Annotated in this window: 22 protein-coding genes; 5 read left to right on the plus strand and 17 right to left on the minus strand. The window is 64.9% G+C overall.

The window, feature by feature from the left end; all coding sequences use genetic code 11:
• Positions 1 to 15: 15 nt before the first annotated feature.
• From acpS to folK, 6 genes are all read right to left on the minus strand, one after another.
• Positions 16 to 417, minus strand: a complete 402-nt coding sequence (acpS, locus tag ACFSM0_RS01775) for a holo-ACP synthase (protein ID WP_377386259.1) — start codon at positions 415 to 417, stop codon at positions 16 to 18.
• A 10-nt stretch (positions 418 to 427) separates the two neighbouring features.
• On the minus strand, positions 428 to 1171 hold the full coding sequence (locus tag ACFSM0_RS01780; RefSeq protein WP_377386262.1) for a pyridoxine 5'-phosphate synthase: 744 nt from the start codon (positions 1169 to 1171) through the stop codon (positions 428 to 430).
• 63 nt (positions 1172 to 1234) lie between these two features.
• Complete coding sequence (locus ACFSM0_RS01785; protein WP_377386265.1) at positions 1235 to 1984, minus strand: DUF2062 domain-containing protein; 750 nt, start codon at positions 1982 to 1984, stop codon at positions 1235 to 1237.
• An 18-nt stretch (positions 1985 to 2002) separates the two neighbouring features.
• The gene (locus ACFSM0_RS01790) at positions 2003 to 4120 is read right to left on the minus strand and encodes a RelA/SpoT family protein (RefSeq protein WP_377386269.1); all 2118 of its coding nucleotides are present in this window, start codon (positions 4118 to 4120) and stop codon (positions 2003 to 2005) included.
• A gap of 35 nt (positions 4121 to 4155) precedes the next feature.
• Positions 4156 to 4509, minus strand: coding sequence for a DNA-directed RNA polymerase subunit omega (gene rpoZ, locus ACFSM0_RS01795; protein WP_377386272.1), 354 nt, complete (start codon positions 4507 to 4509; stop codon positions 4156 to 4158).
• A 35-nt stretch (positions 4510 to 4544) separates the two neighbouring features.
• A complete protein-coding gene (folK, locus tag ACFSM0_RS01800) occupies positions 4545 to 5162 on the minus strand; it encodes a 2-amino-4-hydroxy-6-hydroxymethyldihydropteridine diphosphokinase (protein WP_377386275.1) in 618 nt (205 codons plus the stop codon).
• Between the two features lie 134 nt (positions 5163 to 5296).
• On the opposite strand from folK, the gene ACFSM0_RS01805 reads away from it, so the two are divergent.
• On the plus strand, positions 5297 to 5863 hold the full coding sequence (locus ACFSM0_RS01805) for a LabA-like NYN domain-containing protein (protein ID WP_377386278.1): 567 nt from the start codon (positions 5297 to 5299) through the stop codon (positions 5861 to 5863).
• Between the two features lie 78 nt (positions 5864 to 5941).
• Here the strand turns inward: ACFSM0_RS01805 and ACFSM0_RS01810 are convergent, their stop codons facing one another.
• The gene (locus ACFSM0_RS01810; RefSeq protein WP_377386282.1) at positions 5942 to 6595 is read right to left on the minus strand and encodes a pseudouridine synthase; all 654 of its coding nucleotides are present in this window, start codon (positions 6593 to 6595) and stop codon (positions 5942 to 5944) included.
• A 38-nt stretch (positions 6596 to 6633) separates the two neighbouring features.
• Positions 6634 to 7089 carry a GAF domain-containing protein gene (locus ACFSM0_RS01815; RefSeq protein ID WP_377386285.1) on the minus strand — a complete coding sequence of 152 codons (456 nt, stop codon included), beginning with the start codon at positions 7087 to 7089 and terminating at the stop codon, positions 6634 to 6636.
• A gap of 86 nt (positions 7090 to 7175) precedes the next feature.
• Here ACFSM0_RS01815 and ACFSM0_RS01820 point away from each other — a divergent pair, with 86 nt between their 5' ends.
• Together ACFSM0_RS01820 and ACFSM0_RS01825 are read left to right on the plus strand one after the other, a co-directional pair.
• Entirely contained in the window at positions 7176 to 7523 is a 348-nt protein-coding gene (locus ACFSM0_RS01820) for an STAS domain-containing protein (protein WP_377386288.1), read from the plus strand.
• Positions 7513 to 7995, plus strand: coding sequence for an ATP-binding protein (locus ACFSM0_RS01825; RefSeq protein ID WP_377386292.1), 483 nt, complete (start codon positions 7513 to 7515; stop codon positions 7993 to 7995). Before ACFSM0_RS01820 ends, ACFSM0_RS01825 begins: the two co-directional genes overlap by 11 nt.
• Positions 7996 to 8003: 8 nt before the next feature.
• Here ACFSM0_RS01825 and hspQ read toward each other — a convergent pair whose 3' ends face one another.
• Positions 8004 to 8330 (minus strand): heat shock protein HspQ, encoded by a 327-nt coding sequence (gene hspQ / locus ACFSM0_RS01830; protein WP_377386295.1) that lies wholly within the window; start codon positions 8328 to 8330, stop codon positions 8004 to 8006.
• A 260-nt stretch (positions 8331 to 8590) separates the two neighbouring features.
• On the opposite strand from hspQ, the gene ACFSM0_RS01835 reads away from it, so the two are divergent.
• On the plus strand, positions 8591 to 9166 hold the full coding sequence (locus ACFSM0_RS01835; RefSeq protein WP_377387157.1) for a transglycosylase SLT domain-containing protein: 576 nt from the start codon (positions 8591 to 8593) through the stop codon (positions 9164 to 9166).
• Positions 9167 to 9191: 25 nt separating this feature from the next.
• On the opposite strand, the gene ACFSM0_RS01840 is transcribed toward ACFSM0_RS01835, so the two are convergent.
• The 4 genes from ACFSM0_RS01840 to ACFSM0_RS01855 form a co-directional block, all read right to left on the minus strand.
• Positions 9192 to 9791, minus strand: a complete 600-nt coding sequence (locus ACFSM0_RS01840; protein ID WP_377386298.1) for a LolA family protein — start codon at positions 9789 to 9791, stop codon at positions 9192 to 9194.
• A gap of 85 nt (positions 9792 to 9876) precedes the next feature.
• On the minus strand, positions 9877 to 13032 hold the full coding sequence (locus ACFSM0_RS01845) for a DNA translocase FtsK (RefSeq protein WP_377386301.1): 3156 nt from the start codon (positions 13030 to 13032) through the stop codon (positions 9877 to 9879).
• A gap of 11 nt (positions 13033 to 13043) precedes the next feature.
• Entirely contained in the window at positions 13044 to 14222 is a 1179-nt protein-coding gene (locus ACFSM0_RS01850; protein WP_377386304.1) for an aminotransferase class I/II-fold pyridoxal phosphate-dependent enzyme, read from the minus strand.
• Between the two features lie 117 nt (positions 14223 to 14339).
• The gene (locus tag ACFSM0_RS01855; protein ID WP_377386306.1) at positions 14340 to 15656 is read right to left on the minus strand and encodes an amidase; all 1317 of its coding nucleotides are present in this window, start codon (positions 15654 to 15656) and stop codon (positions 14340 to 14342) included.
• A 78-nt stretch (positions 15657 to 15734) separates the two neighbouring features.
• Between ACFSM0_RS01855 and ACFSM0_RS01860 the strand changes: the two genes are divergently transcribed.
• Positions 15735 to 16961, plus strand: coding sequence for a UbiH/UbiF/VisC/COQ6 family ubiquinone biosynthesis hydroxylase (locus ACFSM0_RS01860; RefSeq protein WP_377386309.1), 1227 nt, complete (start codon positions 15735 to 15737; stop codon positions 16959 to 16961).
• Between the two features lie 15 nt (positions 16962 to 16976).
• On the opposite strand, the gene ACFSM0_RS01865 is transcribed toward ACFSM0_RS01860, so the two are convergent.
• The 4 genes from ACFSM0_RS01865 to ACFSM0_RS01880 form a co-directional block, all read right to left on the minus strand.
• Complete coding sequence (locus tag ACFSM0_RS01865) at positions 16977 to 17129, minus strand: Trm112 family protein (protein ID WP_377387160.1); 153 nt, start codon at positions 17127 to 17129, stop codon at positions 16977 to 16979.
• Between the two features lie 68 nt (positions 17130 to 17197).
• On the minus strand, positions 17198 to 17836 hold the full coding sequence (locus ACFSM0_RS01870) for an LON peptidase substrate-binding domain-containing protein (protein WP_377387162.1): 639 nt from the start codon (positions 17834 to 17836) through the stop codon (positions 17198 to 17200).
• A 26-nt stretch (positions 17837 to 17862) separates the two neighbouring features.
• Complete coding sequence (locus ACFSM0_RS01875) at positions 17863 to 18774, minus strand: tetratricopeptide repeat protein (RefSeq protein ID WP_377386311.1); 912 nt, start codon at positions 18772 to 18774, stop codon at positions 17863 to 17865.
• 67 nt (positions 18775 to 18841) lie between these two features.
• Complete coding sequence (locus ACFSM0_RS01880) at positions 18842 to 19630, minus strand: exodeoxyribonuclease III (protein WP_377386314.1); 789 nt, start codon at positions 19628 to 19630, stop codon at positions 18842 to 18844.
• Positions 19631 to 19669: the final 39 nt, after the last annotated feature.

The following is a 19669-nucleotide window of genomic DNA, read 5'->3' on the forward strand; positions in this document are numbered from 1 at the left end:
GTCAAGAAAGCGGCGTCAGGGAAGCGGGCGCGCCTCGATCACGACAAAGGCCTGCGCCCAGGGGTGGTCGTCGGTCAGGGTGACATGAACGACGGCTTCATGGCCCGGCGGCGTCATCTCGGCGAGCCGCTCGGCGGCCCAACCGGAGAGTTCCATCACCGGCTGGCCGGTTGGCAGATTCGTCACCGCCATGTCCTTCCAGGCGATGCCCATCCTGAGCCCGGTGCCAAGCGCTTTGGAACACGCCTCTTTTGCCGCCCAGCGCTTGGCATAAGTGCCGGGCGTATCGGCGCGCCGCTCTGCCTTGGCGATCTCCACCGGCGTGAACACGCGCGTGCGGAAGCGGTCGCCAAAGCGCGCGAGCGTCGCCGCGATGCGCTCGATATTGGCCAGATCGGTGCCGATCCCGAGGATCATCCGCGCCCCATCACGCCCGGGCTGCGTCCATCCGCCGCCGCATCTCGGCAATCGCCTCGCCAAGCCCCATGAACACGGCCTCGGCAATCAGCGAATGGCCGATGTTGAGTTCGGCAATCTCCGGGATCGCGGCAATCGGCGCCACCGTCTCGAAGGTGAGGCCATGGCCCGCATGCACCTCCAGCCCGAGGCTCGCGGCAAGCTTCGCGGCTTTTTGCAAGGCGGCAAGCTCGGCATCGCGCTCGGCGACCTTGCCCGCGTAATGCAGATCGCAGTAATGCCCGGTGTGCAGCTCCACCACCGCCGCGCCAATCGCCGCCGAGGCCTCGATCTGCCGCGTCTGGTGGCCCACGAACATGGACACACGCGCCCCCGCCTGCCGCAGCGGCGTGATATAGGCGGTGAGCCGCGCCTGATCGCCCGCAACATCAAGCCCGCCCTCGGTGGTGCGTTCCTGCCGCTTTTCGGGAACAAGGCAGATCGCATGGGGCTTGGTGGCCACCGCGATGCGCTGCATCTCCTCGGTCGCGGCCATCTCGAAATTGAGCGGAATTTTCAGCCCCTTCTTCAACTCCGCCATGTCGGTATCGCGAATGTGGCGCCGGTCTTCGCGCAGATGCGCGGTGATCCCGTCCGCGCCCGCCTCCTGCGCCAGAAGCGCGGCGCGCAGCGGGCTCGGATAGGCGGTGCCGCGCGCATTGCGCAACGTGGCCACGTGATCAATGTTGACGCCAAGGCGGATCGAGCGGGTCATGGAAGCCTCCGGGGTGATTGGCGCCACTATGCCCAAAGCCCGCGGCAGAGGGAAGATGCCCGCTCAGCCCTTGCCCGGTTCGTGATCCGGCTCGGCACGGTTTTTGGCCGCGGCCTCTTCGATCTGGTCTTGCGGCACCAAGGCGCCCTCTGGCGCCCCCTCAAGGGGCTCCTCCTCCGCAGGCTTGCGCGGCGGCAGCTTGGCCTTCAGCTTCGCCAGCCGCGCCTTCAGCTTCAGCTTGCGGGCATGCTGATAGGCCGTCACCAGCGGCAGCGCGATATAATAGCCGATCAACCCCGCCACGGTTCCGGGGATCAGCCCGCCCAGGAAATAGGGCAGGAAGATATCGATGAAGAAATCCTTCATGCCGCCCCATTGCGTCGGCTCGGCGGTGAAGACGGCGATCAGGTTGTGACGGGTGTCGACAAAGGCCTGCGCGAAGATGTCGAGCAGCCCCTCGGAATGGGTCGCGTCATAATGCTCGCCCATCATCCAGTGACCGAGCTTGATCGCGGTGAGCGCGATCAGCGGAAAGGTCAGCGGGTTGCCCACGAGCGTGGCAAAGAGCGAGGCGAGCACATTGCCGCGCATCAGCTTGGCCAGCAGCGCCGCCGCCACCAGATGCACGCCAAAAAACGGGGTGAAGGAGACGAAGATCCCGGCAAAGACGCCGCGCGCGATCCGGTGCGGCGGGTCGGGCAGGCGGTTCAGGCGCAGCCGGATATAGGTCAGCGCGCGCGCCCAGCCGCCCCGCGGCCAGAGCGAATCGCGCAATGTGGCGCCAAAGCTCCGCTTGTCTCGCCGTTTGAACACCACTTCCGTCTTCCGTCCTCAGGGCTTGCGGGACAGATCCCGCCACCGTTCCACCTGCGCCACATCCGTCTCGGCTTCAAGCGCTGTCAGCAAACGGTGCAGATGTTCCGCGTCGCGTAACTCGACTTCTACGACAAGCGAGTAAAAGTCCGGTTTGCGGTCGATGAAATTCAGGTCGGAAATATTCGCCCTTTGCGCCCCGATCAGGGTGCAGATATGGCCAAGCACGCCGGCATCGTTGGAGATCGTGACCTTGAGCGAGACGGAATAGGCCGGCGGATGCTGCCCCTCCTGCCAGTGCAGGTCGACCCAGCGCGCCGGCTGATCCTCGAATTCCTCAAGCGCGGGGCAGTCGATGGCATGAATCACCACGCCCTGCCCGCGATAGGTGATGCCAACGATGCGCTCCCCCGGCAGCGGCTGGCAACAGGCGGCGCGGCGGAAGCTTGTATCGGCGCCAAGCCCGATCACCGCGCGGCTCGGTTCAATCGTCTCGGGGCCGCGCTTGGCAAGCTCGGGGTAGAGCGTCTCCACCACCTCGCGCGCCATGATCTCGGCCGAGCCGAGACGGGCGAGCAATTCGGTTTCATCCGGCAGGCCCATGGTTTTCGCCGCGGTGCGCAGGGCCTTGTCAGAAACCTTGCGGCCAACATGCTCAAAGGCAACGCGGGCAAGTTCCGCCCCCAGCTTGACGAAGCGGGTGCGATCTTCCTCGCGCAGGCTCTTGCGGATCGAGGCCTTGGCACGCCCGGTCGCCACAATGTCGAGCCAGGTCGGCTGCGGGCGTTGCCCGGCGGCGGTGATCACCTCGACCGACTGGCCATTTTTCAGCCGGGTCCAGAGCGGCACACGGATGCCATCCACCTTGGCGCCGACGCAGGAATTGCCGATCCGCGTGTGGATCGCATAGGCAAAGTCGATCGGGGTTGCGCCCTTGGGCAGCTTGATCACATCGCCCTTCGGCGTGAAGCAGAACACCTGATCGGAATACATCTCGAGCTTGACGTTCTCGAGGAATTCCTCGTGATCGCCCTCGCCAAACCGCTCAGTCAGAGATTTCAGCCATTTCGCCGGGTCGACGGCAAAGGGGTTCACCGCGCGCTCGCCATCGCGGTAAGACCAATGCGCGGCCACCCCTGCCTCGGCCACTTCATGCATCTGCCGGGTGCGGATCTGCACCTCGACGCGCTTGCCGTCGCGGCCGGAAACGGTGGTGTGGATCGAGCGGTAGCCGTTCGACTTCGGCTGGCTGATGTAATCCTTGAACCGGCCCGGCACGGAGCGCCAGCGCTGGTGGATCAGGCCCAGAACGGCATAACAATCGGCCACGTTGCGGGTGATGACGCGGAAACCGTAGATGTCGGAAAGCCTTGAGAAGGTAAGGCTTTTTTCCTCCATCTTGCGCCAGATCGAATAGGGCCGCTTGGCGCGGCCAAAAACATCGGCCTCGATGCCCGCCTTTTCCAGCTCAATGCGGATATCGGCGGTGATCTTGGAGATCACATCGCCCGATTCCTTTTGCAGCGACACGAAGCGGCGGATGATCGAGGTGCGCGCCTCGTGGTTGAGCACCTTGAAGGCGAGGTCTTCCAGCTCCTCGCGCATCCATTGCATGCCCATCCGGCCCGCAAGCGGCGCATAAATCTCCATCGTCTCGCGCGCCTTTTGCGCCTGCTTTTCCGGCTTCATCGAGCGGATCGTGCGCATGTTGTGCAGACGGTCGGCGAGCTTGACGAGAATCACCCGCAGATCCTTCGACATCGCCATGAAAAGCTTGCGGAAGTTCTCCGCCTGCTTGGTCGCGTTCGAGCTCAGTTGCAGGTTGGTCAGCTTGGTGACGCCATCGACGAGTTCGGCGATATCGGTGCCAAACAGCGTCTCGACCTCGGTGAAGGTCGAGCGGGTATCTTCAATCGTGTCGTGCAAAAGCGCGGTGACGATGGTCGCATCGTCGAGCCGCTGCTCGGTCAGGATCGCAGCCACCGCGACGGGATGCGTAAAATAGGGCTCGCCCGAGTGGCGAAACTGCCCCTCGTGCATCTTCAGCCCATAGGCATAGGCACGGCGAATCAGATCGTCGTTGCAGCGCGGATTGTAGTTGCGAACGAGCGCGATCAGGTCTTCGACGTCGATCATCCGCGTTCGCTACCCTCCTGCGCCCCGGTCTGGCCTCAGTCGCGGCCTTGCGCGTCCATCAGGGCGCGCAGCATGCGCTCTTCGTCCATGTCGTCGGCTTTCGGCCGATCAACCTCGCCCGACATCAGCATCGCCATCGAATCCTCTTCGGGTTCGTCGACTTCGATCTGGGTCTGGTTGCTCTCGATCAGGCGCTCGCGCAGATCATCAGCAAGCTGAGTTTCCTCGGCGATCTCGCGCAGCGCGACAACCGGGTTCTTGTCGTTGTCACGGTCAACCGTGATCGGCGCGCCGGCAGCCACTTCACGGGCACGATGCGCCGCGAGCATCACCAGCTCGAAGCGGTTCGGAACCTTGTCAACGCAGTCTTCAACCGTCACGCGGGCCATGGGCAACTCCAGTAGAACGGGGAGGTGTGAACCGCCTACTTAGTCGGTTGATCTGCGCTTGACAAGCCGCCGATCTCCGCCATCGGCGCCAAAAACGGCTCAAGCGCGGCTTTTTCGGCCCGATCAAGCGCCGCCAGCATCTCCATGACCGTGCGCCCCGTGGCCGGATGGCGCCAGCGCGGCGCGATCTCGGCGAGAGGCACCAGCACGAATGCCCGCTCTGCAAGGCGCGGATGCGGCAGGATCAGAGTCTCGGGGGCAACCTGCATTTGCCGCTCAAGCGGCAGCGCGCGCCATGTGGCCTGCGTTTCTGCATCGGGCAAGACCGCATCGCCCAGCGCCAAGAGATCAAGGTCGATGCCGCGCGCCGCCCAGCGGGTGGTGCGCACGCGCCCGAGCGCCGCCTCGACTTTGTGCAATTGCGCAAGGATCTCTGCGGGGCGCCCCGCCCCGGCAAGCCATGCGCAAGCATTGACGTAGTCAGGCCCGGAGCCCGCAGGAAAGGCGGGGGATCGGTAGAATCGACTTACCGCCCGGAGCGCAAACCCAGAATCGACCAACATTTTGAGCGCCGCGACAAGGGCTTGCGCGGGAACGCCGGCAGGACCGGCAAGATTCGCCCCTAAACCGATCATAATGTTGTAATTATACATAAGGACATATACCTTATCGTCTCAGCTATTGCTATGCAGGACCTTCAGGCGGTTTCTATGGCGTTTTGGTCAATCGTTTTCCGCGTCAACCACTCACAACCTCTCGCCGCGGGACCGATAGAAAGGACTTATTGATGTTTTACAAGGATGAACGCCTAGCCCTCTTTATCGACGGCTCAAACCTCTATGCCGCCGCAAAGGCGCTCGGGTTCGACATCGACTACAAGTTGCTCAGGCAAGAATTCGAACGCCGTGGCAAGCTCGTTCGGGCTTTCTACTACACGGCGCTGCTCGAAAACGAAGAATATTCGCCGATCCGCCCGCTCGTGGACTGGCTACACTACAACGGTTACGCGATGGTGACCAAGCCCGCGAAGGAATACACCGACTCGATGGGCCGGCGTAAGGTCAAGGGCAACATGGACATCGAGCTGGCCGTGAATGCGATGGAGCTTGCGCCCCGGCTCGATCATGCGGTGCTGTTCTCGGGCGACGGCGATTTCCGTCCGCTCGTTGAAGCGCTGCAACGGATGGGCGTGCGCGTCTCGGTGGTGTCCACGATCCGCTCGCAACCGCCGATGATCGCGGACGAACTGCGCCGTCAGGCCGACAATTTCATCGAGCTCGACGCGCTGCGCGAAGTGATCGGTCGCCCCCCGCGGGAGCCGCGCGAAGCCGCGCCCGAAGCGTCGGAAACCTGATACCTCACTAAAAAGACGCGGAAAACGCAAGGGCGGCGGTTCACTCCCGTCGCCTTTTGTTTTGGCAAGGCCCCCCCGTCAGAACGGGCAGGGCGCGGTGAAGGTCATGTGCTTGCCGCCGTCGGGGTGGCGCAGCCGCAGGCTCTCGGCATGCAGCATCAGCCGCGGATAGTCCCGCGCCACGCCCTCGGCATAAAGCGGATCGCCGAGGATCGGGTGGCCGAGCGACAGCATATGCACCCGCAACTGATGGCTGCGCCCGGTCAGCGGCGTGAGCCGCACCCGCGTTGTGCCATCGCCGTCATGGCGCAACACGCGCCAGTCGGTCTGCGCGGGCTTGCCATTCTCATGGTTCACATGCTGGCGCGGCCGGTTGGGCCAATCGACGCAAAGCGGCAGATCGACCTGCCCCTCCTTGGGCTCAAGATGGCCCCAGAGCCGGGCAAGATAGTGTTTTTTTGTTTGCCGATGCTCGAATTGCAGGCCGAGATGGCGCTGCGCATGCGGCGTGAGCGCAAAAACCATCACGCCCGAGGTATCGGCATCGAGCCGATGCACAAGCAGCACCTGCGGAAACGCGCCCCTGAGCCGCGCGATCAGGCAATCGGCCTTGTGCGCCCCCTTGCCCGGCACCGAGAGCAGCCCGGACTGCTTGTCCACCACGAGGATCTCGTGATCGGCATGAAGGATGCGCGGCGGCTCCTCTGGCGGGGCATAGGCGTGTTCGGTCATCCCCCTCGCATGGCGCGGCGGGGGCGGCGCGTCAAGGCTCAGAGCGCGCCAAAGGTGGCGTGGAGAATCCCTTCAAGCGCCTGCGCATCTTCCTGCGTGAAGGCATCGGGCTGATTGCTGTCGATATCGAGCACGCCGATGAGCCGCCCGCCTGCCCCGAAGACGGGAATCACCAGTTCTGACCGGGTCGTGGAGGCGCAGGCGATATGGCCCGCAAAGGCCTCGACATCGGGGACAAGCTGGGTCCGCCGCGCACGCGCCGCCGCGCCACAAACGCCGCGGCTGAACGGGATCACAAGGCAGCCGTGCCCGCCCTGATAAGGGCCGATCTTCAGGATCTCCGGTTCCGTGACGCGGTAAAAACCCGTCCAGTCAAAGCGTTCATCGGCGTGATGGATCTCGCAGGCGAGCGTGGCCATCAGGGCCACTTCGTCTGTTTCACCCGCGGTCAGGGCAGCGATGGTGCGCGCGAGGGTCGGATAATCTGCGGACATCTGGGCCGTCATTCTTTCTGCTGGATACCGATTGGTAAGCTTTCGCTTTTAAGTTGAACCAAACGTTTCGGCCCCGGAGAGGCAAGATGAATCTTTATGCGGAAGCCAGGGCTGGCGCCCTTGTTGTTACCGTGGACGAAGAGCGGCTTGATGCTGCGATCGCGATCCGGTTCAAGGACCGGATGCGCGAAGTCACCCTGCAGCCCTCCCAACGGGTGTTGCTCGACCTCTCGCGTGTCGATTTTCTCGACAGTTCGGGGCTCGGCGCCGTGGTGGCCGTCATGAAAGCCCTGGCCCCGGATCGCGCGCTCGAACTGGTGGGGCTGACGCCGAATGTGGAGCGTGTGTTCCGCCTCACGCGAATGGATTCGGTCTTCACCCTGCATGGCGATGTGGAATCCGCCCTGCGCAAGGGGATGCGCCATGCTGGCTGACGGATCGCAGCCGCAACGCAGCGGCGCAGATCAACCCCCGGCCCGCCCCGAGGCGAAGATCTTCCATCATTCCTTCGCGGCGACGCCCTTTGCCGTGCGCACGGCCCTGCGCACCGCGCTCGCGCGCTTCCTGCGCCAGCTGAGCCCGGACGAGGCCGGCACGCTCGAACTGGTGTTGGCCGAAGTGCTCAACAACATCGTCGAGCATGGCTACGGCGAAACCGGGCACGGCACGATCACCCTTTCGCTGGTGCGCGATCATCGCGGCCTGAGCTGCTCGATCAGTGATGACGGCGTGGAACTGCCGCCCGCCTGCCTTGCGCGCTCGCTCGACAACACCCAGCGCCCGGAGCCCCAGGCCCTGCCCGAGGGCGGGTTCGGCTGGTTTCTGATTCACGATCTGGTGGAGGATCTGGGCTATCACCGCGCCAATGGCCGCAATCTGCTGGCCTTCCGCATGCCGATCGGCTGACGCGCCCGTCAGTTGAGCTGAAACTGCAGCGGGTAGCGACCGTCGGTAAAATCGCCGAAGAGATCGCCAAGGTCGGGATGCTCGACCGGCTCCCCGGACGGATCCGCCATCAGGTTCTGCTCGGACACATAGGCAACATAGTAACTGTCGTCATTTTCTGCGAGCAAGTGATAGAACGGCTGGTCCCGATTGGGACGGCTTTCCTCCGGGATGGCCTCATACCAGGCCTCGGAATTGGAAAACATCGCATCCACATCAAAGACGACACCGCGAAACGGATGTTTCCTGTGCCGGACGATCTGGCCGATATGATATTTTGCTTGTGTCGTCTGCATGGCGGCCCCCTAGCTTGGTTACATAATCCTTACCGCGCGTGATGTCCATCAATTGCCCCGGCCACCCCGAGAAACAGATTGTCGAATCTCGCCCAACAGTGAACGCCCGCCCCGCCTTCAAGGAATGGTTTTGCTTTCGTCCTGCGGCAGAATTTCGTAGACTTGTGCTCAAACAAGGCCGGAACGGCCAGAGCAGTCTCCAGATGCCGCCCCCGGCCCGCCCGCCGGGCAAGCGGCAAAACCGCACAGGCAAAATCGCGATGAAGAAATTCCTGATCCTGACAGCCGTGCTGATCCTCGGATCTTGCGGTGGCGGGTCGAAAGCACCGCGCAACCTCGACAACGCCTGCCTTCTGGCGCGCGAGAAACCGGCCTATTATTCCGCGATGAAACGGACCGAGGCCCGCTGGGGCGTGCCGGTTCATGTGCAGATGGCGACGATCCATCAGGAATCGCGCTTCGTCGCCAATGCCAAGACCCCGCACCGCTACGCGCTGGGCGTGATCCCGATCGGGCGGCAAAGCTCCGCGCAGGGGTTCAGCCAGGCGCTTGATGGCACATGGGAAGAATATCAGCGCGCCACGCGCCGGTATGGCGCGCGCCGCTCTAAAATTCAGGATGCGACCGATTTCATGGGCTGGTACATGGACGGATCAACCGAGAAACTCGGGATCTCGAAATGGGATGCCCGCGCGCAATACCTCGCCTATCACGAGGGGCGCACCGGCTACGCGAATGGCAGCTACAACGCGAAGGGCTGGTTGCTCGCCGTCGCCGACAAGGTTGCCGATCGCGCCGAGATGTATCGCCAGCAATTGCGCACCTGCCGACGCTGAGGCCCCGCTTGGCGGCCCCGCCCGGCTATTGCTTGCGGCGCTGGGTTTCCTGCATGATCGAAAACTTGGAATTGCCGATCGTGACCCCGGGTTTCAGCCCGCTCAGGATCACGGCGGTGCGCGCACCGCTTTCATCCGTGATCACCCAGCGCGCCAGCCGCAGCGGATTGGCCGAAAAGATCAGCCGGATCGTGCCATATTCGGGGTGCTCGGGGTCTTGCGCCACCACCGCGGTATCGCCCTCTTCCTCCTCATGGCCCACCACCATGCGCGCCTGACCAAGGTCAATGCGCGGCGCGAGGATCAGGTTCAGCGGCGTGCGCTTGAGCGGATATTGCTCCGCCATCTGGTTCGATTTCGGATCGAAAATCGCCACCGTGCCCGCCGAGGCCAGCACCAGCGCCTCGTTGTGATCATATTCGAACCGCATCTTGCCGGGCCGCTGCAGGTAGAGATGCCCGGTCGAACGGGAGCCATCGGCATTGATCTGGGTGAACTCCGCCTCGGCGCTTTTCAGCCCGTTGAGATAGGCGGAAATTTCAGACAGCGGCAACTTCTCGGCCAAGGCCGGAGCGGCGAGCGCGAGAAGCAGGATCGGGGCAAGGGCGAGGCGTGCAAGTTTCATGCGCTTATTCTAGCGCAAGAGGGCGCGGGGAACAGCCCCGCGCGCCTCACGTTCCACCGCGCGTCGATCACATTCACGCCGGGCGTCACTGCTCGGGCACCAGGATCTCGCGCTTGCCAACGTGGTTTGCCGGGGTCACCACGCCCTGGTCCTCCATCTGCTCCACGAGCCGGGCGGCCTTGTTGTAGCCGATGCCAAGCTTGCGCTGGATATAGGAGGTGGAGCATTTGCGATCCTTGATCACAATCGCCACCGCCTGATCGTAAAGCGCATCCTCACCATCGGTATTGCCGCCAAGGCCCAGCACCGCATCGATATCGGAGGCTGCATCCTCATCGGGGCCCTCGACCACGCCAGACATGTATTCGGGCGGGCCGAAGCTCTTGAGATGGCTGACGATCTCTTCCACTTCCTCGTCGCTCACGAAGGGCCCGTGAATGCGGGTGATGCGCGAGCCCGCGCCCATGTAAAGCATGTCGCCCATGCCCAGAAGCTGCTCGGCCCCCTGCTCGCCCAAAATCGTGCGGCTGTCGATTTTCGAAGTCACCTGGAACGAGATCCGGGTCGGGAAGTTCGCCTTGATCGTGCCGGTGATCACATCAACCGAGGGGCGCTGCGTGGCCATGATCAGGTGGATACCGCTCGCCCGCGCCATCTGCGCAAGGCGCTGGATGCAGGCCTCGATCTCCTTGCCCGCAACCATCATCAGGTCCGCCATCTCGTCGACGATCACGACGATATAGGGGAAGGGCTGGGGCAGGAATTCCTCGGTCTCGAACACCGGCTCGCCGCTGTCCTCGTCAAAGCCCGTCTGCACGGTGCGCTTGAACATCTCGCCGCGGTCCATCGCCTCGCGCACGCGGCCATTGTAGCCCTCGATGTTGCGCACGCCCATCTTCGACATGCGCCGGTAGCGCTCTTCCATCTCGCCCACCACCCATTTGAGCGCGACGACGGCCTTTTTCGGGTCGGTCACGACCGGGGAGAGCAGATGCGGAATGCCGTCATAGACGCTGAGTTCCAGCATCTTCGGGTCGATCATGATCAACCGGCATTCTTCGGGAGAGAGCTTGTAGAGCAGGCTCAGGATCATCGTGTTGATGGCGACCGATTTGCCCGAGCCGGTGGTGCCGGCAATCAGCAGGTGGGGCATTTTCGCAAGGTTCGCCACCACCGCCTCGCCCGCGATATCCTTGCCCAGCGCCAGCGGCAGCCGCATGTTGCTGTCACCAAAGTCGCGCGCAGAGAGGATCTCGCGCAAAACCACCTTTTCGCGATGCGCATTGGGAAGTTCGATACCGATCACCGAGCGGCCCGGCACGGTCGACACGCGGGCCGACAGCGCCGACATCGAGCGCGCGATGTCATCGGCCAGCCCGATCACGCGCGACGCCTTCAGCCCCGGGGCCGGTTCCAGCTCATACATGGTGACAACGGGGCCGGGGCGAACAGAGACGATCTCCCCCTTCACACCGTAATCCTCCAGCACGCTTTCGAGCATGCGGGCATTTTCCTCAAGCGCCTCATCGGACAGCGCATGACGCTGGATCGTGCTCGGGTTGGTGAGCAGGCTCAGCGGCGGCACCTCATAGGCAGGGGCCTGCGGCGCGTCAAACCGGAGCGCGGGCTGCGCCTCGGCAAGGGCCTGTTTCGAGGGCGCGAGCGACTTGCGCGGCGGCGCCACGATGCGGCGCTCGGGCGCGGCAGGCACGACGGCGCGGTTGAGCGCGGGGCGCAGCATCGGCGCGCCCTGCGGCATCGGCGGGATATCGTCATCCCCCAGATCGGCAAACACGTTGCGCTCTTCCTCCGCCTCGACATCTGCAAAGCCTTCCCACTCTTCATCGGGGGCGAGGCCCGGCGCAACGGCGGCCGGATGCGCGACGAAGGCGGCCTCGGGCTCGGGCTCGGGGGTCGCAAAAGCCATCGGTTCGGGCTGTTGCATCACCCGCGGGGCCGCAACGGGCGGCACAGGCGGCACGGCGGGAGCAGCCCCCGGCATGAAGCGCGGGCGCGCTTGCAGCGGCGGCTCTGCGCGCAGCACCGGGGCGGGTGGCACTTTCGGGCCACGCGCGAGCCGCGCGGAGACCGCCGCCAGAACCGAGGCGGGGGTCGAGAGCACGGGGGCAGGCTCCGGCTCGGGAAGCGGGCTTTCCACCGGGGCAGGCGCGCTCAACACCGGCTCGGCCCGCAGCACCGGAGCGGCCATCGGCGGCGCCGACACGGGCGGCGCAGGCGGCGCGGCGCGGGTCTTGACCGCCTCCTGGATGCGCGCCTTGATCCGGTCCTCGGAGGGGGCCTCGGAGGCATAGAACGCGGGCGCATGCATCGGCTCCACGAGTTCGGGCTCAAGCGAAAAATCTTCGTCATAGCCGAGATCGACCGGCTCGGGCGCACGGCGCACGCGCGAGCCCATCAGCGGGCGCGACGGCGCGGCCGCCATGCCGGAGGCCTCCGCAGCGGCCCGGCGGCCAAGCTCCCAAGCCTGTTGCGCCTGCCATGCGGCCTCATGTTCGGCCCGTTCGGCGGCAGCGGCACGGCGCGTCCGGCGCGCCTCGGCGGCGCCTTGCGCCATCTCGACGGAGCGCGCAGCGCTTCGGCCCGCAGCCGTCATCACCGTGGCGTAAAGCGTGATCGCCCCGATGCGCAGAAACCGCGCGATCGCCTGCAATTCGCCTTTGTCAAAGCCGAGCACGAAGAGGCTCGCGGCAAGGCTCGCCAGCGCCATCACCACCGTCATCAGCTTCAGCCCGACCGCGCCGGAAACCGGCAGCACGCCGAGCAGCGAGCCCGCGATCATGTCGCCAAAGTTGCCGCCAAGGCCATAGGCCTGTTTCCAGCCCGCGCCGGGCACGAGCAGCGCAGCATAAACCGCGACCACGGCGATGGCGATCGGCAAAAGAACCATCCGCCCCATGGCGCGTTCGGCGCCCCGGTGGAGCATGTGACGCCCCCCCCAGACCACGAGCGCAACCGGCAAAAGCCACCCGCCCCGACCGCAGATCACCACCAGCGGCGAGGCGATGGCCGCACCGATCCGGCCCAGCCAGTTCTGCACCGGCGCATCGGAGACGGCCATCCAGCTCGGATCTTCCGGCGTATAGGAGGCGAGCATCATCGCGCTCAGCACACCCAGCACCACAAAGAGGAGGCCCATAAGCTCGCGCCCCCGCCGTTCCAGAACGGCCTGAGTGTCCTGATCCAGAAGCGGGTCGCGTTGCCGTGCCTGATATGATGCCATCCGAACCGTCCTCACCTGTGCAAGCAGTCGCGCAGCATGATCAAGCCGCGCCGCGTTTCTTCTCTTGGGGCGACAAGAGCCACCCGAATATAATTGCGCCCGGGGTTCTCGCCCGCCACTTCCCGCGCGAGATAGGCGCCGGGCAGCACCTTGACCCCGGTTTCGCGCCAGAGCTTGCGCGTGGCCGCCTCGCCATCCTCGACCGGCAGCCACAGGAAAAACCCGCCCTCCGGCAGGCGGAACGCGTTCACGCCCGCAAAGATCTCTGCCGCATCGGCATATTTCTCGGCATAAAGCGCGCGGTTTTCCTCAACATGGGTCTCATCGGCCCAAGCCCGCTCCGACACGCGCTGAATGGGTTGCGGCAACGGCGCCCCGGCATAGGCGCGCAGCTGACGGATCTGCCTCATCGCTTTCGGCCCCGCCGCGCAAAAGCCCGAGCGCAACCCCGGCAGGTTCGAGCGTTTGGAGAGCGAATGAAACACCACGGCGCGCTCCGGGTCGGCCCCGGTCTCGCGCACCACCTCCAGCAGGCCGGGCGGCGGGGCAAGCCGCCAGATCTCGGAATAGCATTCATCCGCGAAAATGCGGAAATCGTGTTTCTCGGCAAGAGCCAACAGCCGGGCGAGATAATCGTGTGAGGCCACCGCACCCTGCGGGTTGCCGGGCGAGCACAGATAGACAATCGCGGTGCGATCCAGAAGCTCGGCGGGCAGGCTCTCGAAATCGGGCAAAAAGCCCGTCTCTTCGGTTGCGGGCACAAAGACCGGGTCAGCCCCCACCGTCACCGCGGCGATGGCATAAACCTGATAAAACGGGTTCGGCATCAGGATCGCCGGGCGCTTGCCGTTTTTGCTTTCCGGGCAGAGCGCCACGGCGGCGTTGAAAAGCCCCTCGCGCGTGCCGTTGAGCACCATGATCCGTTCCGGGCCCACCTCGGCACCATAGCGCCGCCCGAGCCAGCCCGAGATCGCGCCAAGCAGTTCGGGCGTGCCATCATTCGCCGGATATTGACCAAATTCCGCCAGATGCGCCGCCAGAACCTCGCCCACAAAAGCGGGCATCGGGTGGCGCGGCTCGCCGATCGACATGGCAATAGGGGCGCCACCGGGCTCGGTGCCGTCCAGAAGCCGCCGCAAACGCGGAAAGGCATATTCGGGCAGGTTCGCAAACCGCTCGGGAAAGTCCATCTGTGCCTCATGCTCGGGGTCGTTGCGCCCCGTTTGGCCCCAAAACTACCTAAGCTTGTGGGGCGCGTCCAGAAAAAGCGAATATCTGCCCCGGCCGCCAGATCAAAATGTGGCTTTTCAGCCCAGAGCAGCCTCCGCGGCGATGCCAAGGCGCACCAGCGCCTCCTCTCGCATCGGCTTGCCCATCAACGAGATCCCGCACATCGGCTCCCCCGTCGGCAGAGTGAGCGCGCAGAGCCCGAAGATATTGGCAATGCGCGTGTTGCGCAGCGCAAGCAGGTTCTCGGTTTCAAAATACTGCGGATCGGTGAGCAGCCGCAGCGCATCGGGCGGCAAGATCGGCGCGGTGGGCACGAGGATCGCATCATAGCCCGCGACCGCGGCATGAAACGCCGCGCGATAGCGCTCCAGATCATCCCAGGCCTTGACATAATCAGCCGCACTCACCCCCGCCCCGCCGCGGAAGCGCTGCAAGATCAGCGGATACATCTTCTCGGGCGCGGCCTCGATCACATCGCGCCAAAGCCCGTAAGCCTCCGGCGCAAAAACAACGCCTGAAAGCGCCATCGCCGGGGCGACCATCGGCAGATCCCTGTGTTCGATCCGGGCGCCTGCGCGCAAAAGCTTCTGCACTGCCGCAGCAAAGCCCGCGGCGGGCGCCTCTCGAATGGAGTCGAAGGGCAGCCCGTCGAGCACCAGCAACCGCGCGCCCTCAAGCGTGGCCCCCCGTAGATCGGGCGCGGCGCGGCCCTCAAGCGCGGCGAGCACCAGCGCGCAATCCTCGACCGAGCGCGCGAGCGGGCCAACCGTGTCAAAGCGCTTGCACAGCGGCACCACCCCTCGGATGGACACGCGCCCATGCGTGGTCTTGAGCCCGACGATATCGTTCCATGCGGCGGGAATGCGCACCGAGCCGCCGGTATCCGAGCCCACGGCGGCAGCGGCGAGCCCGAGCTTGACCGAAACCGCCGCGCCCGAGCTTGAGCCGCCCGGCGCAAGCCCGCGGGTCACGGCATTGGGGGGCGTTGCGGTATTGGGGTTGAGCCCGAGGCCCGAGAAAGCCAGCTCGGTCATATGTGTCTTGCCAAGGCAGACGGTGCCCGCGAGCGTTGCGTTTTCCAGCACGTCGGCATCGCGCTCGGGCGTGCGGCCCGCAAGCAGGAGCGAGCCTGCCTCAGTCACCGTGCCTGCGGTGTCAAACAGGTCTTTCCAGCTCAACGCCACGCCATCGAGCGGGCCACGGCCAAGCCCGTCAAGAAGCCGCGTGCGCGCCGCCATCGCCTCGAACCGGGCGCGGTCGGCAGTCAACCGGGCATAGATGTCGGGCCGCGGCGCGGCAGCTTCAAGATAGGCCTCTGCCATATCCACCGGGTCGAGCCGCCCCTCGGCCATTGCCCGCCCCTGTGCCGCCGCCGACCAGAACCGTTCCAGCATCCGCGCCTCCATGGTTTTGCACAGGCTAGCCGCGCCGCGGGCAATGGACAATCCCGCAGCCGACGCCATATTGGGAGCATGACACAGGATTCGGACGTTCTCATCGCCGGTGGCGGCCTGAATGGCCCCGCTCTTGCGCTCGCCCTCGCACAGGCGGGGCTCCGCGTGACCGTGATCGATGCCGCGCCGCGCGAGCGGCGGGCCGCAGATACCTTTGACGGGCGCGCCTATGCGCTGGCGCTTGGCTCCCAAAAGCTTCTGGATGCGCTCGGGCTCTGGCCCTCGGTCGCCGATCAGGCACAGCCGATCAACGATGTCAAAGCCTTCGATGGCCGCCCCGGCGAGGGCGTGGCGCCGTTCTTTTTGCACTTCGACAGCCGCGAGCTGGAGCAAAAGCCCGTGGGCTATATGCTCGAAGACCGCTTCCTCTACCGCGCCCTGATGGCGCAAGTGGCTGCCGCCCAAAACATTTCCCTCATTTCCGAAACTTCGGTCATTTCACAAAATGAGGGTCCGGGCGGGATCAGCGTCACACTTTCCAATGGCGCGACGCTCACGGCCAAGCTCCTTGTCGGCGCCGACGGGCGGCGTTCGGGCGTGGCGGAACGCGCGGGCATCTCCCGGGAGGGCTGGAATTACGGCCAAACCGCGCTGGTCGCCGCGATCGAGCATGAAAAGCCGCATGAAGGCATTGCCTATCAGCTTTTCATGACCTCGGGTCCGCTGGCGATCCTGCCGCTCACCGGCAACCGCTCCTCGATCGTCTGGAGCGAGAAGGCCGCCGCCGCCGCCGCCGTCGAACAGCTTGATGACGCGGATTTCATGGCGCTGGTGCGCCCGCGCTTTGGCGATTTTCTGGGCGAGATCCGGCTCGCCGGGCCGCGCTTCAGCTACCCGCTCAACCTGACGCTCGCCAAAGCCTATGTCGCGCCGCGGGTGGCGCTGATTGGCGATGCCGCGCATGGCGTGCACCCGATTGCCGGTCAGGGGCTGAACCTCGGCCTGCGCGATGTGGCCGCCCTGGCCGAAGTGGTGATCGAGGCGATGCGGCGCGGCGAGGATTACGGCACCACCTTCGTGCTCGACCGTTATCAGAGCTGGCGCCGGTTTGATTCCGTCTCGATGGCGCTTGGCATGGATGCGGTCAACACGCTCTTTTCAAACGACAATCCAATTCTGCGCGCGGGCCGCGACCTTGGCATGGGGCTGGTGCAGGCGATTGGCCCCCTGCGGCGCGGGTTCATGCGGCAGGCCGCGGGCATCGCCGGGCCGCTGCCCAGGCTGATGCAGGGCCGCCCGATCTGAGCCCCCGCATCTGATTTATTTCAGGCGCCGCGCCTCATCCGCGATCAGGATCGGGATCCCGCCACGGATCGGATAGGCGAGGCCTGCCGCTTTCGACACCAGTTCCTGGCGCGCCGCATCGTAGCAAAGCGCGGTCTGGGTGAAGGGGCAGACCAATGCCTCCAGCATGCGCCGGTCAAACCCGCCGCGTTCCGCCTCGGGCACGACAGCGGGCAAACCGGGGGCTGCCGTGTCTGTCATTGCTTGCGCTCCTCCAGCCCGCCGCGCAGCACGAATTCAAGCAGCGTCAGCAAAGTCTCGCGGCGCGTTGGCAGGCTCGGCGCCTCCAGCAGCGCCTGCTTGTCCTCCGGCTCAAGCGGCAGCAGCATCGAGAGCGAATTGATCAGCAACTCGTCCTCAGCGTCTTTCAACGCATCCCAATCGGTATCAAGGCCCTGGGCGTGGAAATAGCGCGCGAGCGTTTCCAGAAAGATCTCGCGGTCAAAGCCCGGATCATGCTCGGCCAGCCCCAGATCGCGCTCAAAATCCCCCCAGCTCACCTCGGCGCGACGATAGGGGGTGAAGCCCTCAAGCTCTTTGTGCAACCGAAACCGCGACACCCCCGAAAGGGTGACCATGTAGCGCCCGTCTTCCGTCTCGGAAAAACCGGTCAGGCGCCCCGCGCAGCCGATCACCGAGAGCTTCTCGCAGCCGTCGCGCCCCATGCAGGGCTGGATCATCCCGATCAGCCGCTGCGGGGTTTTCAGGCAATCCTCGATCATCTGCAGATAGCGCGGCTCGAAGATATGCAGCGGCAGCCGCCCCCGGGGCAAAAGCAGCGCCCCGGGCAGCGGAAAGAGCGGGATCTGGGCAGGCAGGTCGCAGGATTTCATCATACGCATCAGATAGCCCGCCCTTGCGCTCAGGCAAATATCATCGAGGAGAGCCGACGGCGGCCCTTCACGACAATCGGATCAGAGGGTTTGAGTGCATCGAAGATGGTGAAAAGCTGGGTTTTCGCGGCGCCATCGCTCCACTCACGGTCGCGGCGGAAGAGTTCGAGCAAGGCCTCGACCGCTTCTTCCACATCGCCCGCGGCATGAAGCGCCGTGGCCAGCTCAAAGCGCGCCTCATGGTCGTTCGGGTTCGCCTCCACCCGCGCCTTCAGTTCATCAAGCGGCCCGGCCTCGGCGGCCTGTTTGGCAAGCGCAAGCTGGGCACGCGCGGCCTCCACCGGCGCGGAAGCGGCAATCTTTGCGGGCACGGCGGCAAGGAAAGCCTCTGCCTGCTCAAGGTTGCCCGCCGCAATATGCGCGCGCAGAAGCCCGCCATAGGCTTCGGCGTTTTCGGGCTCTTCGCCGAGAATCGCGGCGAAAGTCTCGACCGCGTCGACCACCGCGCCCTGCGCCAGCATCTCCTCGGCCGCGGCAATCGCCTCCCCCAGGCCGTCATCGCCCGCAAGGCCTGCGAGCTTCTCGACAAAGGCCTTCACCTGCGAGGCCGGGATCGCGCCTTGGAACATATCCACCGGGCGGCCTTCAAAGAAGGCGACCACGGTCGGGATCGATTGCAGCGGCAGGCCCTGCTGCGCCAGCGCCTGGGTGAGGCGCTGGTTCTCGTCGACATTGATCTTGGCCATCACGACCTTGCCCTTTGCGGCCTCTACCGCCGCTTCGAGCTGGGGCCCGAGCTGCTTGCAGGGGCCACACCAGGGCGCCCAGAAATCAACGATGACAGGCACGGACATCGAGGCATCGACCACCTCGGCCATGAAGGTTGTTTCGGTGACGTCTTTCACCAATTGTTGCGCGGGTTTGGTCTCGGTTCCGAACATGGAAATCCTCTTTCGCGGGCTTTGCCCCTATATGCGGTGCGCGCGGGCGCCCGCCAAGGGGGGCATCTCAAAGATCGAATGTGGCAAAGACCGGAGCGTGGTCGGAGGGCTGCTCCCAGCCGCGGGCGGCGCGCAGCACGCGGCTGCCATGCGCGGCCCCCGCAATGTCGGGCGTGGCCCAGATATGATCGAGCCGGCGGCCCTTGTCGGCGGCATCCCAATCGGGCGAACGGTAGGACCACCACGAATAAAGCCGCCCCTCGGGAATATCTTGCCGCGTGATATCGACCCAGCCGCCCGCATCCTGCGCCTGCGCCAGATGCTCGACCTCAATCGGGGTATGCGAAACGATCTTGAGAAGCGACTTGTGGTTCCACACGTCATCCTCGCGCGGCGCGATGTTGAGATCACCGACGAGGATCGCTTTTGCGGGCTTCGCGGCGTGGAAATCATCACGCATATGGGTGAGAAAATCGAGCTTCTGGCCAAATTTCTCGTTCACGGAACGGTCTGGCACATCGCCGCCCGCGGGCACGTAGAAATTGTGGATCGTCACGCCGTTCTCAAGCTGGCCAGCAATATGGCGGGCATGGCCGAGCCCGGCGTAATCGCCTGCCGCCACTTCGGTGATGGGCATTTTCGAAAGGATCGCCACGCCGTTGTAGCCCTTTTGCCCGCGCGCCACCATGAAGCGGTAGCCCAACGCCTCAAACGCGGCAAAGGGGATCTTGTCCACCGGGCTCTTGCATTCCTGCAAGCAGAGCACATCGGGCGCGTCTTCGGTCATCAGCTTGCACACCAGCGCCTCGCGCAGGCGAACCGAGTTGATGTTCCATGTGGCGAGGGTGAAGGTCATGAGCGTCTCCTTTGGGGCCGCGAGAATGGCCTCTTGGCG

Origin of the sequence: Rhodobacter lacus, from assembly GCF_042683065.1 — a bacterium.
In the GTDB taxonomy this organism is placed as follows: domain Bacteria; phylum Pseudomonadota; class Alphaproteobacteria; order Rhodobacterales; family Rhodobacteraceae; genus Rhodobacter; species Rhodobacter lacus.